The organism is Bradyrhizobium manausense (assembly GCF_001440035.1).
Lineage (GTDB): Bacteria > Pseudomonadota > Alphaproteobacteria > Rhizobiales > Xanthobacteraceae > Bradyrhizobium > Bradyrhizobium manausense.
In genome coordinates this window covers 1-18340 of sequence record NZ_LJYG01000088.1, presented here as the reverse complement: position 1 = coordinate 18340, position 18340 = coordinate 1, and the positions used below count along the sequence as shown (strand labels likewise).

The 18340-nt window shown below is 56.2% G+C and carries 11 protein-coding genes; 2 read left to right on the top strand and 9 right to left on the bottom strand.

Annotated features, from left to right (window positions below):
- Positions 1-89 precede the first annotated feature (89 nt).
- Both AOQ71_RS20645 and nifA read left to right on the top strand, forming a co-directional pair.
- Positions 90-1079, top strand: coding sequence for a nodulation protein NodZ (locus AOQ71_RS20645; protein ID WP_057750136.1), 990 nt, complete (start codon positions 90-92; stop codon positions 1077-1079).
- A 1180-nt stretch (positions 1080-2259) separates the two neighbouring features.
- Positions 2260-4077, top strand: a complete 1818-nt coding sequence (gene nifA, locus AOQ71_RS20640; RefSeq protein ID WP_083514364.1) for a nif-specific transcriptional activator NifA — start codon at positions 2260-2262, stop codon at positions 4075-4077.
- A gap of 1472 nt (positions 4078-5549) precedes the next feature.
- On the opposite strand, the gene AOQ71_RS20635 is transcribed toward nifA, so the two are convergent.
- The 9 genes from AOQ71_RS20635 to AOQ71_RS20595 form a co-directional block, all read right to left on the bottom strand.
- Positions 5550-6248, bottom strand: a complete 699-nt coding sequence (locus AOQ71_RS20635) for a transglycosylase domain-containing protein (protein WP_205668244.1) — start codon at positions 6246-6248, stop codon at positions 5550-5552.
- A 1036-nt stretch (positions 6249-7284) separates the two neighbouring features.
- Positions 7285-8817, bottom strand: coding sequence for a class I adenylate-forming enzyme family protein (locus tag AOQ71_RS20630; protein ID WP_057750130.1), 1533 nt, complete (start codon positions 8815-8817; stop codon positions 7285-7287).
- 160 nt (positions 8818-8977) lie between these two features.
- A complete protein-coding gene (locus AOQ71_RS20625) occupies positions 8978-9649 on the bottom strand; it encodes a hypothetical protein (protein ID WP_057750126.1) in 672 nt (223 codons plus the stop codon).
- A gap of 32 nt (positions 9650-9681) precedes the next feature.
- The gene (locus AOQ71_RS20620; RefSeq protein ID WP_057750123.1) at positions 9682-10431 is read right to left on the bottom strand and encodes a P-loop NTPase family protein; all 750 of its coding nucleotides are present in this window, start codon (positions 10429-10431) and stop codon (positions 9682-9684) included.
- 488 nt (positions 10432-10919) lie between these two features.
- Positions 10920-11174 (bottom strand): hypothetical protein, encoded by a 255-nt coding sequence (locus tag AOQ71_RS20615; protein ID WP_157083596.1) that lies wholly within the window; start codon positions 11172-11174, stop codon positions 10920-10922.
- A 175-nt stretch (positions 11175-11349) separates the two neighbouring features.
- Positions 11350-12957 carry an acyl-CoA carboxylase subunit beta gene (locus AOQ71_RS20610; RefSeq protein ID WP_057750117.1) on the bottom strand — a complete coding sequence of 536 codons (1608 nt, stop codon included), beginning with the start codon at positions 12955-12957 and terminating at the stop codon, positions 11350-11352.
- Between the two features lies 1 nt (position 12958).
- Positions 12959-13462 carry an acyl-CoA carboxylase biotin carboxyl carrier protein subunit gene (locus AOQ71_RS43560; protein ID WP_162268386.1) on the bottom strand — a complete coding sequence of 168 codons (504 nt, stop codon included), beginning with the start codon at positions 13460-13462 and terminating at the stop codon, positions 12959-12961.
- 1 nt (position 13463) lies between these two features.
- Positions 13464-14939, bottom strand: coding sequence for an acetyl-CoA carboxylase biotin carboxylase subunit (locus AOQ71_RS20600; protein WP_057750111.1), 1476 nt, complete (start codon positions 14937-14939; stop codon positions 13464-13466).
- Between the two features lie 2286 nt (positions 14940-17225).
- Positions 17226-18251 (bottom strand): IS110 family RNA-guided transposase, encoded by a 1026-nt coding sequence (locus tag AOQ71_RS20595; protein ID WP_057748104.1) that lies wholly within the window; start codon positions 18249-18251, stop codon positions 17226-17228.
- Between the last annotated feature and the right edge of the window lie 89 nt (positions 18252-18340).

Sequence of the window (18340 nt, the reverse complement as noted above, 5' to 3'; positions counted from 1 at the left end):
GAGTTGCCGGGTCGTGAAGCATGGCGACAGGCTCGGGCTAAAGTTTGCGCGACCTGCTGATCGATCCGGTACGTTGCGACGAGGTTAAAATGCTTGATGACGGAGTTAGGAAGGAAAGGTTCGTCGTTTCTCGGCGGCGTACTGGGTTCGGCGATTGCCTGTGGTCGCTGGCGGCAGCCTGGCAGTACGCCAAACGGACAGGCCGTACACTGGTTATCGATTGGCGGGACTCTTGCTATCTCGGTCAACCCTTCACCAATGCGTTTCCGGTATTCTTCGAACAAATTGATGAGATCGCCGGCGTACGTGTGATCTGTGATGATCAAGTCAACAATCTCTCACTTCCCGGACCATTCTTTCCAACGTGGTGGAATCGGCCAACGATCGACTGCGTGTATCGACCAGATGAGCAGATCTTCCGGGAGCGCGACGAGCTGAGGCAGCTTTTCGAGTCGAAGGACGATACAGACGCGAATACCGTGGTGTGCGATGCGTGTTTGATGTGGGCTTGTGATGAGGACGCCGAGCGACAAGTGTTTCGAAGCATCAAACTGCGGTCTGAAATTCAGGCGCGGATCAACGCGATATATCAGGAACACCTTGAGGGGTGCAGTGTAGTCGGCGTTCATGTTCGACATGGCAATGGCGAAGATATCATGGGGCACAGGCCCTACTGGGCCGATCCGGAGGTTGCCTTGCGGCAGGTGTGCACTGCCATCCAAAAAGCTAAAGCGCTGCCCCATGCAAAGCCAGTGAAGGTCTTTTTGTGCACGGATAGCCCGAAAGTTCGTGATCAAATCTCGGCCAAGTTCCCCGACCTCTTTACGATCTCGAAGCGCTTTCAAGCGGATCAAGCCGGCCCGTTACACAGTACCGAGTTAGGAGCGGACGGCGGATCTTCGGCCCTTATCGAGATGTACCTTCTCGGGCGATGCGACACCGTAATTCGTTTTCCCCCGACGAGCGCCTTTACGCGCTATGCTCGACTTGTCGCGCCCCGCATTATTGAGTTCGATTTGAATGATCCGGCGCATTTAATCCTGATTGAAGAGCCGGCTAAACGCTACCCGATCTCATAAACCGCATAACGCTGGCTCTCGCTTATCATACGGCGTCGTCGCGTGTCCTCTTACTTCCTCGGGGCGAGCGCTCTTGCCGAGGCTTAAACGGCACGGTGCCTGCGCAGCAGATTGCCTGGCTTCGTAATGATTCCCGCCGATTATACCCCGCGTGGACCCGTAGATGAAGCGCGTCCCGCAAGGCCATGTCGATTGCCGCTGAGCGGACATACGTCTTCGCGTCGACGAGCGGCCTGTTGGAGATCAAGTGTGTCTCTAGAGCGCACCGAAAGCAAAAAAAGGCGCCAACCGCTGGAACGACGCGCCTTCACGGCATGTCGCTCGCGCAGCGGCCTAGCCGATAAATCTGACCTAATCGGCTGCTTGCGTCTGGTTGGCAATCCCGGCCGGTGTGGTCAAGGCAATGAACACCGGCCCGCTTGACTGTCCTGCGCATCCAAAAGATCGGTGCCATCAATTCAAGGAACGCGCTCGCGGACGTGATGTTCGTCGGTTAGCTCACAAATTGCCTGCCTTTGGATGCATTGAAGGGTTTCGGACAAAAAAAGCACCCCTTTTGCGGTTGCGCAAGCCCGAAAAAGACAATGGTGCACATGCCTGCCGGCAGCATTTCGGGAGTTCGAAGAGGCACGAATACACGGCAAGTGCTGCTGTCTGAAGGACCCCGCGCGCCTGATGGCCGGAAGGGACTAAGCCGTTTGCGCGCGTGACATTGTCTCGCATCGTGCCAACGTCTTGTGTAATCCGACTGGTCCAAATCCTGCACTCACCTAGGCGTGAGTGAATGGACAACGACAAAAGAAGGAAAGATATCGTTCATTTATCGGCATGTCGTACGAGAGCGCGCTCCGGCGTCATTGTCGGAAATGGACGTTAGGGTCCGTTTCACGTTGCCGAAAGTTCATGCAGAATGCAGCACGTTTGGAAAAGAGGATCTAGTGCTCGGCGAAGACTGGGGTCACCTAGATCATGATCCATGACGGTGGAATAGATATGATCGGTTTCGCTCACACCGAAGATATCGCCCATTGTTGCTAAATGGACGTCGGTTGTGTTCGAAGAGTTTCCGCCCAATTGTTTGAAGGAACGTGAAGCGAATGAAAGCCCCTTCTTTATCGTCGTGCCATGAAAAAATGTTATATCTTAGCGCCATCAGAATTAGCGCGAGATCGAGCGTGAGATGCAAGACGATGTTTCGAAGTGCCAACTAACTGCATGTAGGGAGAATAAGGGCGGCGTCGACGTTGTGGGAGTGCAGATTGATTCCGAATGCGAGTGGCAAGGCCCGGAAGCCGGATCGAACCTTCCCGTGATCCTGCCATTGAACGAGATCGCACTTAGAGGAGTGTTCGAAATATCGAACATGCTCGCCAGCCCGTCGCGGCTCGAAGTCGCGTTGGCAAATGTCATCGATTTGCTGCAGTCCTCTTTGCAGATGCGACATGGTGTCGTGTCTCTCATGGCAGATGATGATGTGCCCGAGATTGCAGTCGGCGCTGGCTGGACCGAAGGAAGCGATGAGCGCTACCGTACGCGCCTGCCGCAAAAGGCGATTGAGGAGATCGTGACAACGGGCATGCCGTTCGTCGCTGAAGACATCGCCAAGCATCCGGCCTTTAGCGCAGCTGATTTGAACGTACTCGGCGTATCCGATCACATGCGATTGTCGTTCATTGGGGTTCCTATCAGCGTCGATGGAAAGGTGGTTGGCACCCTATCTATAGAGCGTGTGCCGGACCTGGACTCGATGTTCCCACTCGATTCCGATATCCGGCTACTCACCATGATCGCGAACCTGATAGGGCAGGCGGTGAAGCTCCATCGGTTGGTCGCGCGCGATCGCAAACGCCTCATGGCGGAGAGCTATCGATGGCAGAAGGAACTGCTCGAATTTAAGCAGCCTGCGCGAGAGCGTAAGAAGGTTCACATCGATGGTATTATCGGTACCAGCCCGGCGTTACGCGCACTGCTCGACAAGATCGCGGTGGTGGCCAAGTCGAATGTGACGGTTCTTTTGCGAGGTGAATCAGGCACCGGCAAGGAGCTGGTTGCCAAGGCAATCCACGAGCTATCCCCGCGTGCCAAGCGGCCGTTCATCAAAATGAACTGCGCCGCGCTGCCTGAGACGGTGCTGGAATCCGAATTGTTCGGGCATGAAAAAGGAGCCTTTACCGGGGCCCTTAATTCACGCAAAGGACGCTTCGAGCTTGCCGACAAGGGAACGCTGTTTCTCGACGAGATTGGCGAGATCTCAGGCTCGTTTCAGGCAAAGTTGCTGCGGGTTCTTCAGGAGCAAGAGTTCGAACGGGTCGGTAGTGGTCACACCATGAAAGTTGACGTCCGAGTGATCGCTGCAACCAACAAGGACCTGGAGGGGGCGGTGTCAAAAGGCGAGTTTCGCGCCGACCTCTACTATCGTATTAGCGTAGTTCCATTGCTTCTGCCCCCGCTCCGGGAAAGGCGCAGCGACATTCCGCTGCTTGCCACTGAGTTTCTCAAAAACTTCAACAGCGAGAACAGTCGTACACTAACGTTCGATCCGGATGCCGTGGACGTGCTGATGAATTGTGGGTTTCCGGGCAATGTTCGTGAACTCGAGAATTGCGTTCAGCGGACCGCAACACTGGCGCCGGGGCCATTCATTGTCAGAAGCGATTTCGCTTGCTGTCATGGTCAGTGTCTTTCCGCCCTACTATGGAAAAGCGGATTGGACGAAGCGAAGCCGCGCTCCCCGCTGATCAGTGTGCTATCGCCCGAGCCAGCTAGGCCAATCCGCGACGCCACCGCGTCGGTTGCGGTTCTGACTCCGCCTGTCCTGGCCGAGCCGGTTGCCGGTAACATCTCGAGCGGTTCGAAGTTGACGGATCGCGAGCGCCTCATTGCTGCCATGGAGAAGGCTGGCTGGGTGCAGGCAAAGGCGGCGCGCCTACTCGGACTAACGCCGCGCCAAATCGGCTACGCGCTGAGGAAATACGGCATCGAAATTAAGCGCCTGTGAGTAGCTGCTGAGCTCGTTAGGATGTGAGTTTGTCGGCCCGCGCAATCAACGGCAGTGCTCGTAGATCTAGCCGCGGAATGCGACGATCACCTTTGATCGGACTTCGAAAGAAGGCAGTCTGCCTCGCGCTCGCGGGGGCGGCTGTATGCTAACATTCTAGCCGGGGACGCGCAAACATCAGACGGACTTGTATGTCTACCTACTGGAAGCGGGCCGTACGGGTGCAACGGAGGCTGCAGCCAAACGAAGACCATTGCCTACCTTCAAGAGCGCCGATCCATGGTAGTTGGGACTTACGACCGCTTTCCGGGCCCCCGCGAGGGCGGCACTATACTCGGCTGCCGTCCAAGTTCGGTGCGTAGATTCCATATAGCGTTGTTTGCCAGATGAAGAACATCTTTTTCGCCCGTTTCCAATGAACGCTCCAGATGGATGCGCAGCCGAGCGCGGAGCAATGCCTCGGCATTATGGGTCAGGAACGGGTCTTTCTCTACAAAACGCCATGACTTCTCAAATGCCACGCTCACCAGAGCGTCAAATCCTTGCTGCTGTTGGGGAGGAGGGTGATCCATGAGCGGAAACTCCAGTAGAATATCCTTTCGGCAACGGCACGCTGCTGGCCAGAAGTGGGACGTAGCTGGCGCTGGAACGCGTCGCGAAGCAGTCGCAATCATTCATCCCACTGAATGCATGTCGATGCGTTGATCAAGCCTATACAGGCGCTCGTTGAAGCCATGATGACTATTGGTGTTTGAAGTGGCTTGTACTTAGCGAAATTCGATATTTTAGTACCTTCAATAGTAAGATTGATGCGTCAAATCACGGATCGAATCTATCTGTGCGCGGGACAGCCGCGGCTGTTGTCCCATTAGCGAGACGGCGCGGTAACTCTGTATGGACTGCGCTGTTCTCTCAAGAAAGACTCCGCGCAAAACCTCAATCCGTGCCGTTGAAAAATTAAGGATCTCTAATCAGTTACGGTTGACGAGCCGAAGCGGCGTCGTGTGTGCCACGCATCACGACTCGAAACGGACCGTTTTTGGGAAAGAGAGTATCCAAGCCCGGCCGGAGATCTGCCACGGGATGGTGTCACCGGAAGGCTTTAGATTGTTGGCTAAGGTGGCGACTATTAATATTCAAATACTATGGTCAGAGGCGCAAAACTCTAGTTCCGGGTGGTCCAAAGTTCGGTCTCACTGCAAAAACCCCGAGACTCTAACTGCCACCGGATGAAAACTCAGTGGCAGGTCAGATAGTGTTTACATGCGATGGGGGACTGGGTCGCTGCAACATTTCAAGCGCCCCGCAGAGATAAGCTGACAGGACAATCGAGGTAGCACAGTATGTCCATCGGAAAGCTCTGGTGAGCTTCTTTGTCGACGACGCAAGCTGAATTGGAGCTTGCGAAAACGTCGCGCCATCAGTAGCACCCATCTGAAATTGTGCGAGAAAGGTGTTTCTGAGCGATCATTTTAATTTGATGTCCCATTACGCCGTGCGATCACTTTTGCGGCGTTGTGCCGTGCTCCGATCGCTTGGTCTTCAGTCATGAATCCGGCTTCGATCAAGTTGTCCAGCACCATGTTGGCGCGAGCATGAGCGGTAGTCGGGTCGATGGGAGGAGCATATCTTGTCGGCGCGTTGATCAGGCCGACCAGCATCGCAGCTTCAGCGAGGGTCACATCGCGGGCAGGCTTATTGAAGTAAAAGCGCGCCGCACCATCGACACCGAGGGTATCGGCGCCCATATCGACACAGTTGAGATAAAGCCTCAAGATTTCATCTTTGGTCAGATTCCATTCTAGCCAGATTGCGAGCAGAACCTGCTTGATTTTGTGTCCGATGCTGGGCTCTGCATCCAAAAGCAGTGTCCTTGCGAGTTGCTCGGTGATTGTTGAGCTGTGCTGGTGGGAGCCGTTCTCCGCCTCAAGTAGCAGGTGGACAGTACCAGGGAAATCGATGTCGAGATGGTTGTAAAATTGGCGGTCCTCGGTTGCGATCGTGGCCTTGATCAGCGAGTCGGGAAGGTCCCTAAGCGGGATCGGTACCCCATGGCCAATCGGCCCGGCGCGTCCGTTAAGCAGGCACACCGTGACATCGGAAGCCTTCAGGCAATCCTCTTGCCAAAGGGCGCGGGTAGTCGAGATGGCAAACGCCAGCAGCAGAAGCAATCCACAGAAAGTGAAGGTCAGGGCCTCGGAAACAGGTTCGAGAAGGAGCCAGCGCTGCCACCGACCCAGAGAGATGCCGACTAGAAGCCTCGAGTAACAGTAATATAATTCCCGCAAGTCCCTCGCGTAGGACAGTAGGGCGAGTCCGAAGGACCGCTCGCGAGCCGACAAGCAGTGCCGGATGGTGGACGTCTTTGGTGGTATAATTTGAATCACGTGGATCTTTCAGGTTTACGTACACGGGCCTGCGGCGGGCGACTAGGCGTTCTTCGAGAGGGCTGAGGCAAACCTCAAGAATTGCATAGCTTAGCGGGATGCCTTTTCCGTTTGGCGCGGGAGGCAGAGGCCAGCGCGAGGTTGAGATACGCGGTCGTGATCTGCTGCGTCCCAGGGCCTTCGCCCGGATGCGCCCTGAGCGACAAGGTCCGATTCTGCAAATGTCATGGTAGCTATTCGGGTAAAGATTGCTCGAACGACGGTGAGGGAGAGCCGGATCGCACGTCGGTCTTAGCTTCAGCTCGCATGTTCGCGAGGCTCGCGGAAAGCGGAGTGAAGCGTTCGCTAATGCTCATCCGTGAAAGTATCGGTTATACGAACTGATGGATCGCGGTCGCAGCCGTTGGTGCCAAAAAAGATGCGAAGCGTCTATTCCATTCCCCGCCGTATCTCGAGAGGCATATCGAAACAGATTGACGTTCTGACCAAGCATCGATGCTCCCGCTGTCTGATGTGAGTTCTGCCTTCTAAATCGGCAAGCAAGCTCGCCCGCCAACATAGGGGGCAAGTGTGGCGGCTTCGCGCGGTTGCTGAAGCGAAAAATCGGCAGCACCTGACATCCACGGCAAAGTGCGTCAACTTTCGTCCCAAAAAAATCGACGAGCGACGTGTTGCCGACAGCTTCAGCCGGTCTGGTCGCTGGAAGGGATGTTCTTCATTGGAGCGTGCATTCGCCGATGATTCGCAGCGGCACGCGGCGCTGAAGCGCATGAACGTTATCGGTACAGGAAGAGTTGCGCGTACCCCCAGATGCCGTTCGTCAATCGCTGAGGGCATTCTCGCCTGAGCGAGCATCGAGCTGTTTGAGCACAGTATGCTGAATCTTACCCAGGGCCGTTTTCGGCAATTCTTCTATAAAAATGATTTCGCGCGGCGCTTTGAAGCGTGCAAGATGGGATTGCACATGTGTTACGAGTGCCTCGCCGTCTATGCGGGCTCCTGACCGCTTGATCACATAGGCAACCGGCACCTCATCCCATTGTGGATCCGGCCGGCCGATGACCGCGCACTCAGCAACATCGGGATGCTCCAAAAGTACGCGCTCGACCTCTGCCGGATAGATGTTTTCTCCACCGGAAATGATCAGGTTTTTCTTACGGTCATCGACCCAAAAATATCCGTCGGTATCGCGACGGGCGATGTCGCCAGTACGATACCAGCCGTCATGCATCACCTCGCGCGTGGCGGGATGATTGCCCCAATACTCCTGCAATACGTTAGGCCCGCGCACTGCGATCTCACCTGGCGACCCCGCGGGCAACTCGTTACCTGCATCATCCATGACAACCGCTTCGCAGCATATTCCGGGCAGGCCGGTCGACCCTTGCCGCGAAAGGTCGCCGCCGAGCCTTGTATAGATCGCAATGGGGCTTGTCTCCGTGGAGCCGTAAATGTGGAGCACCGGCACGCGAGCAACCAAGCGATCAACCAGGTGCTGCGGCACGGTCGAGGAGCCAACGGAAACCGCCTTCAGTGACGACACATCGGTCCTGGACCACATCAGGTGGTCGGTCAAGGCCTGAATGGTCGCAGGCACAAGGACTGTCAAAGTGGGGCGATCCTGCTCGAGCGCGGAAAGGGTAGCCTCAGTCGCAAACCGTGAATGGATTGTGACGGTCGCGCCGATATGCAATGCAGGCGTCGTCTGAATGTTGAGGCCGCCGACGTGGAAAAGCGGCAATACGGTCAGCACATGATCGTCAGATGTGAGGGCGTGCATGTGTTGGCTCATCACGCCGTTCCACAATAACGCCTCTTGGCGGAGCACTGCCCCCTTCGGCCGGCCAGTGGTGCCTGATGTGTAGACAATCAGAAGCGGGTCGGCCAGGTTTGCGCGAGGCTCGTAGCTGTCCCCCTGTGTCTGATCCAACAAGCCCTCCCACGTGCACGCGCCGGGAGACGCAAAGCCGAAGCCCACGGTTGCGATGCCGGGCAGCGTCTCCGACAATATCGGCAGAACGGCTCCAAAAGCCTGCTCGAGGACCAGAACCTTAGCGCCAACGTTCGAAAGGATGAAAAGCTGCTCAGCCAACGCCAATCGCCAATTCATCGGCACCAATATCGCCCCGATCCGTGCGCAAGCGTAGAGGAGAACTAGATAATCAGGGCGGTTGAGGCTCAGGACAGCGACGCGATCGCCCCTCTTGACGCCGAATGCAGTTTGCAGGGTCCGTGCCGCCCGGCCGATACGCTGATTAAAGTCGGCGTAACTTAAGGTGTCGCCTTGGAACTGGATCGCAGGTTTGTTAGGAGCGAACGCCGCGTTACGCTCAATCAACGTGGAAAGATTCACTATCCTTCATCCTGTGTCGTTGGGTGCTTACAGTAGCTATCCCCGTTCGCCAAACCATCGCTTCTCAGCGCTCTTGAGGGCCGTGATCGTGTGTTACGCCCCTTCGGCAAATGCAGCTTAAGCTACGATGGACCGCATTGTTTCCCCTGTCGGGCCTCACTTAACAGGACCATTGGGGGATCACACTCAGCTCGATATCGCGGAAGATAGTGTAATTCCGCCGAATCCACTGATGAAGTTCCGTCGAAGTGTCCTTCTCGTGGCGCAGATAGCCGGTGAAGGACAAACCTAGCCGGCAGATGTAATTATTGAGAAATACCGGCAGTGCCGCAAAACGCACCACGGGCCCGTGGTGCATAGCCTCGAACAGTTCGCCGCGGACAAAGAATTCGTTATGTACGGTGATTAGGATTTGCTTCGGGATCTGCCGCCGCAGCATCTCATGCGCACGAGCTGACACGCGATTAATATCTGCGACAAATAGAATGATTGGCACAACGTTTTGTCGTATCGCTTCGCTGAGGAAGCCGATCTCGCCGCACATCTTGAAGAACTCGTCGAAAGCGTGGAAGCCAAGGTCGATCACCTTGGCTACCCCGTCGTCAAGAATGAGTCGATCAACGAGCTGCATTTTGCCATAGGTATCGGTGACATCCGCCGTCTCTGTGATGGAGGGGAGGTAGTCGAGCAACGACGGCTCCTTCAAGTTGATATCGAAGGAGAGCACCGCACCGTTCTTCAGTAGCAAGAACTCGCTCAAGAGCCGAGCAATCAGCGTCTTGCCGACTTGCGGGCTTGCAGAGCAGATGATGTAGACCGGGGTGGCCAAAATCGCTAATCCAGCGCGTATGGATCCGCAAGGGACTATCTTTCGCCCGCACGGGTCACCGACTTAGCGCCGGCGAGATCGGTCAGGTTGATGCGGTCATACTCGCTCCAGACATTGGCGAGCCAATGCCGTACGTAGCCGCGCAGCACGAACGAGAAGTTCGCGGCGTCGTCGTGTAGTCCCTTGTTCGCGACGAAATTGACGAAAGGAACGGAGGAGACCTCGACCTGTTCATAGGCCATCTCGTTGAGCTTCGGGATGGTCAGATCGGTGGCGTCTTTGATTCGCTTAAAATAGGAATCGTAGGTCGACTGGTCCCACTGAAAGAACTGGGTGTCGTTGATGAAGTTCTTGACTAGATAGTATTTTGCGCCGGCCATGAAATCGCTTGTTTCAGCGATCTCATCTAGCGAGGCGATGGACGATCCCAATACGTGAAATACTGCGAAGGTGAGTTGGCCTGACCGCGCGGCCTCCAAAAAACCTATGTCGCGCAGGGACGCCAACGCTGGGGACATCAATCCGGCACGAACATCGATGACGGTAACTGATAGACTGGAGTTCAGCGTATCAAAGATCTTCATCTGGTCCGCGGTTCTCGTCATGTCAACGATCTCGGTGATCGCAGGGTGAAAGCGCTTCAGCGTGCCGCGGGGCGACTCGGTATCAAATGCGCGGGTCTGCACATTATTCGCGCTGAAATAATCCAGAAGCGTCCGAGATACGGTCGTCTTGCCGACTCCTCCCTTGTCTGCGCCGACCACAATTACAACTGGCTTTACCATAGAAGTCCTCTCAGGTTATCGCTTCATACGTGCGATCGCGAAGCGAGCGGTCTGTGTGTTTCCGGTCCTGCCTTCGACCCTGTGTTGACCGAAAGAGGAGATCGTCCGATTTGTGAATGTCGTTTGCAGCTATTGTTGCCGGAGGGCCCCGTCTATTGTCGCTCCGGAATCGGCTGCATCTTGTTCGTTGTCGGATTCTGCATGTTTTGATACTTTTCCTCGGTTTCGCGCTGTATGCCGCAGCCATAGAGGTCGTGGTGTGATCTTAACCTGCGTTACACTTAGCTCTTGGTAGGCAGGATCATGCGGCTGAGCAGGGCGCACACACCAAGCCCGTATGTCGCTCCTCTTCCATTCCTCGGCAGGATCTCTACGCGAGAAGCTCTGCTCGCGCGGAACGCGAAGAGAAAACCATCACAGTAGACGGCCGCAAAGCCGCGACTAAAATGATGGAAAAAGTGTTCGACCACGGGTGAGCTCCTACAGGTTCAGGCGCGACGGATTGTCAAGCCGGAATTCTCAAGCGCCTGGAGGATCTCGCTTGCAGCGCGCTGAGCACCACCGTTGTCTCTGCCGATCAAGTCGGGTGCAACGACATCGGCGACTATGGCGCACGCTCTTTTGTGCTCGGCCAGCTCGTCCTCAACATAGTCGGCGCAAGCGTTGCAGGCGATCACCGGACGGCCGCTCCAGGGGTCGTGTAATGCGCTTTGATCATTGGCATGACATTTCGGGCATTGCATGGGCAGGCTTTCGGGTGGTTCAGTGCGTGAGTGACTTCGTGGTGGTGAGAACGCGCTCGCTCCGCTGGACGGGAACAATGCGTCGGATTGAGTGAAAGGCCGGTCCCGTTGAATTGGAGCTCTCCTTGCGAAGTGCCTGTTGCGCGAGAGCGCGTGCTCAATGCGTTGCCCGCAGCTACATTCTAAAGACACCGTAACGCGGCGCTTCGATTGGAGTATTAAGCGAAGCGCTCAAGGCAATTGACAGTGCGGTTCGCGTATCTACGGGATCAAGAATACCGTCATCCCAAAGCTCGGAAGTTGCATAATAGGCGCTCGATCGCGCCCGGTACTCTTTCATGATCGGCTCTCGAATGACTGCCAGTTCCTGGTCGGACAAACGCCCGCCTTCACGCGCCAATTGCCTTGCTTTGACATGGGTGAGTACGCCCGCCGCTTGTTCCGCCCCCATGGCCGAAATCTGCGATTGTGGCCAGGTAAACAAGAAACGTGGATCGAATGCTCGCCCCGCCATAGCGTATGTTCCTGCTCCGTGGGAGCCATTGCAGATCACGGTGAGTTTGGGTACCGACGCGGCGGAGACGGCCATGATGAGGTTGGTGCCGTGCTTGGTGATGCCGCCATGTTCGTATTCTCGTCCAACCATAAAGCCGGTGGTGTTCTGCAGGAAGAGCAGGGGCGTCCGGTTCTCATCGCAGAGTTGGATAAAGTGAGCGCCCTTCAGGACGCTGTGGTTCTGCAACACGCCATTGTTTGCGATGACCCCGATCTGATATCCCTGGAGACGTGCGAAACCGCATATCAGGGAGCGGTCATAGCACGGCTGGTATTCATGGAATCGGCTGCCATCCACGAGGCGCGCGATGATCTCCAGAATGTCGAACTGAACGCGAGGATCCTTCGGAATGATGCCGTATAGTTCGGATGCGTTATAGGCCGGAGGCTCCGGAGCGGATTGATCAATCGCTTCTTTCGTTGGGCGCTTTATGCGAGCGACGATGTCCCGCGCGATGGCGATCGCATGCACTTCGCAAGTCGCAAAGTAGTCGCTCGTTCCCGAAACGCGCGTATGCATGTCAGCGCCACCCAGCTCTTCGGCAGATACCACCTCCCCGGTGGCGGCTTTTACGACTGGAGGTCCACCGAGAAAGATGGCCCCCGTTCCCTGCACGATGATGTTGTAATCGCTCAGTGCCGGAACGTAGGCCCCTCCCGCGCTACAGTGCCCCATGACGATGGCGACCTGCGGTACTCCCATCTTGGCGAGGATTGATTGGTTACGGAGGATTCGACCCGCGTGGTAGCGATCAGCGAAAAACTCAGCCTGCAGAGGCAAGAAGCCGCCGGCGCAGTCGCAAAGATGGACCACCATGAGGCGGTTCTCAATTGCGATATCCAATGCCCGCACAATCTTCTTCACGGATAGTGGATACCAAGCTCCGCCCTTCACACTGGCATCATCTGCGTGAACAATGACCTCGCGACCCGCCACGATGCCGAGGCCGACGATCTGCCCGGCGCCCGGTACCTCGCCATCATAAGCCTTGTTGCCAGCAAGCGTCGAAAGCTCGAGAAACGGAGTTTCGGGATCGAGCAACGCTTCGATCCGATCACGAACAAATAGCTTGTTTTGCCGCCGCAGGCGCTCAATGTCTCGTGTCGGCCGATCGAAGCGAGCGGAACGCTGGCGCTCCTTCAGCTCGGCAGCAAGCCTTCGGTTGTGGAGCTCGTTAACGCGAAATTCTTGCGAGGTGGTATCCACCCGAGAAATAATCCGCTGCATGTTACCGCCCTTCGTCGGAAAACGTAACCAGCGCAGCGCCTTGTTCGAAGCTTTGGCCCACTTCAAAGTGAACGCGATCGACCACACCGCCCCGAGGGGCACGTACGACAAATTCCAGCTTCATGCTTTCGACCAACATCAGCGTTGCGCCTCGGCTGACCGCATCGCCCCGCGAAACGTTGATCGCAACCACGACGCCGGGCATCGGCGCTCGGGCCGCATCATGACTTGCCAGCACCTCAGATAAATCGAATTCACTTAGTCTATCGCGGTATCGCAGGATGTGCGTCCTGCCGCGGACATGCAGGTGAAGCACGTCGCCATCGATTGCAAATCTGACTGGCACAGTCTCGTTCGCAATTTCCAGTATGCCGCTGCCGCCGAGATGATGGGAGAACGCCACTGGCGCAATGACCTCTCCGCCTAGGTGAAGGCGATAGTCGCGTTGGCCTGGTGAAAGCCATAATTCATAGCTCTCGGCCTTAAGCGCAAAAGAATGCCTCACGTTAGTTTCTCCACTTGCCGAGCTCTGCATGGAGCTTGGGCACGTTGTCTGCCGCATCGCGAACGGGCTTGGTCAGAAGTGCCGCGGCTGCCAAGATGGCGGGCAGATCGCTTCCGCATTGGCCGACGGCCAGGTGCGGGTTCTCATCGAGATAACCGGTATGAATCTGTCCGCTCAAAAAAGTGTCGTCCATGAGCAGGCGAGCCAGAAAATCGGCGTTGGTCTCACAGCCGAGGAGCACCAACTGGCGCATCACGTGGGCCGCCTTCAATGCGGCTTCACGGCGCGTGGCCGAATGTACGACGATCTTTGCGAGCATCGGATCAAACGCCGTCGAGATTTTCTGACCCTGGACTATACCGCTGTCGATTCGTACGCCTTCGTACTCTGGGTACTCCAACATGAGGATCTTTCCGGTTGTCGGAGCGTATTCCCGTTCAGGAGCCTCGGCGTATAGCCTCGCTTCAATTGCGTGACCGTTGGACACAATGTCGGATTGTGAGAGGGTAAGCTCGTAACCCGCGGCCACATGGAGTTGTTCGGCGACCAGATCGATGCCGGTGACCATCTCGGTCACTGGATGTTCAACCTGAAGTCGAGTGTTCATCTCGAGAAAATGGAACTCATGCCCATCGAAGATGAACTCGACGGTGCCAGCATTTCGATAATTGGCGCTACGGGCGATACCAACCGCCATTTCACAAACACGCTTCTGCAGATTGGCGGACAAGGCGGGCGAGGGCGTCTCCTCGATGATCTTCTGAAAGCGTCGCTGGACGGAGCACTCGCGCTCAAAGAGATGGACAACGTTTCCGAAGAAATCCCCGAGCACCTGCACTTCGATGTGGCGTGGTTTCTCAAAACACCGTTCGACGTAGAGCCGGCCATCTCCAAAATACCGCAATCCCTCACGACGAGCTTGAACAATCGCATCATCGAGGGCGCCGAGGTCGCGCACAATCTGAATCCCCTTGCCTCCACCACCTGCCGAAGGTTTCACCAGCAAAGGTAAGCCAAGGTCCCGCGCGCGGGACGCGAAGGTCTCTGGATCGTCTTCTTCTACGGCTGACGGTGCGACAAGAAATCCAGCCTGCTGAACAAATTTCCGGGCGCGGATTTTATCGCCCATCAATTCGATGCTTTCCGGAGTTGGCCCGACGAATGCGATGCAAGCGTTCGAAACGGCCCTCGCGAATTCGGGGCTCTCCGACAGAAACCCATAGCCGGGATGCAACGCGCCCACATTGGCTCTGCGGGCGGAAGCGATGATTTGCTCAGCATCAAGATAGGCCGCGATCGGGGAACTACCCTCGATGGCAATCGCTGTGTCCGCCATAGAAACGGCTAATGTCGCCGCATCCACCTCGTGGTAGACGATTGCTGAGCGCAAACCCAATTTACGCAACGTCTTGATGATGCGCACGGCTATTTCGCCCCTATTGGCGATCAAAACCGTATCGAATGGTAGTTTCTGCATTCGTCTATTTGCTCAAGCACAGCTCGAGAGCGCGACGCTCGAAAGCTGCGGGGACTTACGGTTCCGAGAAGAGTTGTCCCGGCTGGTCATAACGACGACACGCCAGGAATAATCCTATGGATCAGGGAAGCCAAACGAACCAGGACCGATCGAATGTGTGCCGCAATGTCATTTCGAGCCTGCTTTTGGTTTCGCGCTAATATGCGCTGACATCACGTAGCGACAATGGTCGCTCAAGCTGTTGAGCTTGGTTCGCAGGCAAGCAGTGATAGCGTCGACGTTCGGTATCTCATTGCGACACAAGCGAAGCACATCCGGGGTGCAAGCCGGTAGCTCTTCCTCCATGGCACGAAGCTCTCGAGCGACAGCGCTGAGAGAGCTCGTTGTCGTAAAAGCAATGAAAGCTCCTACATGCCAAACCGCTCTATAGGTCTGACGAGAAAGGGGGCAATGCGTTCGATTCACGATATCCTCTTGGGGGGCGGCGTGGAGCAGGACGCTCAACGGTGCCTGTAGACACAGTAGGCCAAAGGCTCAGTGGTGGGAGCGGCTACGGAAAGTGACCAATGAGAGAGAGGTCTACAATTGTCGGAGGGGCAGGGAAGCTACGCGTCGACTACCAAAATCACGCTGTTCGGTGTCGGACAGCTTGGTCGCGCATCGGACCGGTTGTAGATTGGATGTCGGTAATTTGTGACTTAGAGTACGCGGCAGAATGCGCCCTGGAGGCCGCTCTTGCAGTTGGCCTACTACGACGCGCCCATCTCCGCAGTCGTGTTTGGAGTGCTTGCTGTCCAAAAATGATACCAAATTGCATGCACGAAGGAGGTATGGATCCTCGCAGCATGGTGTGGCGTAGATCTTAACAGGCTGAGACATTGGCGATCCTTGAACTCGTTAGTGGCGTCGGCCTGGCCGGTGAGCCTACTTGTTCGAGATCCTACAATTTGACGCTGCGTGCGGTTCAACCCCTCCGAACGGCTGGTCGGACGAAATATGTTAATTCCAGTGCCGGCGGCAGACGCGTCATTCGCGAGACTAGCGGGTGGGCCGCCAAGGTAGACGAAAAGCCACCTCTACGAAGCACCGGGATTGGCCGGGCTGTTCCTCTGGCGATCCTTGAAATTGCTCGAAGAGCCGCTGTCGCTAGAGAAGCGGCGCTTTTGCGGCGTGCCGAGCTGCTATCAATCGACTTCGCGAGTTCCGCGACTGTTGCGAGGTTCGGGAACGCGGGCGAGACCGCGGCCGGTATTTACTAGATCTGGTGGGCGATCGAAGGAATAGCTTGAATCTCACGCAGCGTCACATTGTAGGCGTGGATCGCGGAACACGAAAGATACGCATCATGCTTCTACTGCACATGCTACGCGTTTATGCGCTCGACATAGATCATCATATCGATACGCCGGAAGTCCAGCGTGCTCTATCTAATGAATGCCGCGGGTCGAACGACGACGAGGCGCATAACATATGGGCCTACTGCTTCTCGCCTCGGGAGCGGATCAAGTACATCCGGAAAAATCGCTCGCAGTTTGAATTTCACGATTATTGTCAGATCGTAAGCGTCGTTCGGGGGCACTGTTTTACCGGCTGCGCATCGGAGCTGGTAAAATGGCGACGTCGATTCAGGGTAAGAGCGTGGCGCCTCGCTTTATTGTTCTGCGTCGCTACTTGGTTAATCTTTGTCCTCGCCGTGATTCGATCGGTCCGCTAGTCTAAGCGTTGGCAAGTTAGGCGGGTTCTGCGAACAAAGGGACTTTATTGAATAAGCTCGGACCGATTGAGCGCGAGAAAGCTCCCGAGCGTCCGAGCGTCTGCGAACCCCAACTACCATGCCGACAACATGCCAAGCGATGGTCCCTTCCATGGGTCCTCGTGCGGAGGCTCGGTCAGGTGATTGAGCGAACGTCGAGCGACGCCGCGAAACGAGCCCAGCCCGCCATAAGCTTTTAGAAGCAGCGGCTTGCTCGAGAGCGCTCTCGCTACTATCGAGCCAACCCACGGGGACGAATGCATCCCGACGCCACTTTTGATAGTCGTCCGTTCTTTAATCGCGGGCACGGTGTCAACCCCGATTAGACAAAAATCATCCACTGCCGGGTTCATGGTTCTTTCCGCGGTCGTCTCTACAGCCGCCGCATGATGGCGTTCAAGAGGTGTGCATCTCGATGTGAAGAGCGCGGTGCGTAACGCCCGCAGGGACGACTTCGAGATTGCCAACACCTTCGTCCCGGCAGGGACGCTTGTTCCGCCGGAGGCGGATCTGGGTGTCGGTTTAGGGTTACTTCATGCGGCGCGCATCTCTGCCTGGAACTCAGTGCCGTCGGTCCAGATGGAGTGGAGGATGACAGCCATTTTGCGAGCAACGGCAACCTTCGTCTTTTTGGCGCCGATCCTTTTTGTCAGTTTGCTGCCCCAGCGCTTGAGCGCAGAACCTCGCCTGACAACGGTCAGCAGGACGTTCGCGGCTTCGAACAGATAAGTCCGAACCTGATGGTTGCCGCGTTTGGAGATGCGGCCAGTGCGGTCGATCTCGCCGGATTGATGACGTCTTGGTGTCAGGCCGAGATAGGCACCAACGTCGGCGGAATGTCTGAAGCGAGCGGGGTTGTCGATGGTAACGACGAAGGCCAGAGCGGTCAGGGGACCGATACCGGGAACGGTCATCATTCGCCGAACAGTTTGGTCACCCTTCGCCATCACCAGAAGTTCTCGATCAAATTTTTCAATTTGCTCGGTCAAACAGGACTGAGCAAGGAGTAGCGGCGCGAAAATACTTTGCAAATCCGGCGATTCAGCGAGGACGGCGTTGACTTTGCGAGCCAGATTGGTCGAACCGGCCCTGCCGAGCAATATTCCCAGCCCCTTACAAAGACCACGCATCTGGTTGTCGAGGTCACGCCGCAGATCCACCAGCTTGCTTCGAGCCGCCAGCATCGAACGGGTTTTCCAGCTCTCCGCCCCCTTCACGGCAGCTTCCCGGTACCATCCCATGCGGGCCATTTCGGCCAATCCCTTGGCATCGTTTTGATCCGACTTGTTGATACGCATTGATAACGCCGCGTTGGCGTGACGCGCATCAAGGCAAATCACCGGAAAGCCCAGTGCCCTGAGTTGATGCCAAAGCCAATTGGATAGCGAGCCCGTTTCAAAGACGATCCGCTCAGCATTGCCGGCATGACGCCTTAGGAGCTCAGCGATCGCCTCCGGATTGGTCGGCGCACAACCTTCGAATGTCACGCCGCCGGCCTGGTCCAAAACGCAAATGCTGGTTTCTTCCATAGAGATGTCCAGACCAACGTACTGCTTCATAGCGCGGCTCCTTTTCGATTTGCTGACGCCGATCGTACCGATCCTCGTGTTCTCAAGAAGACGTCAGCCGCGATTACGCCATGTGAAGA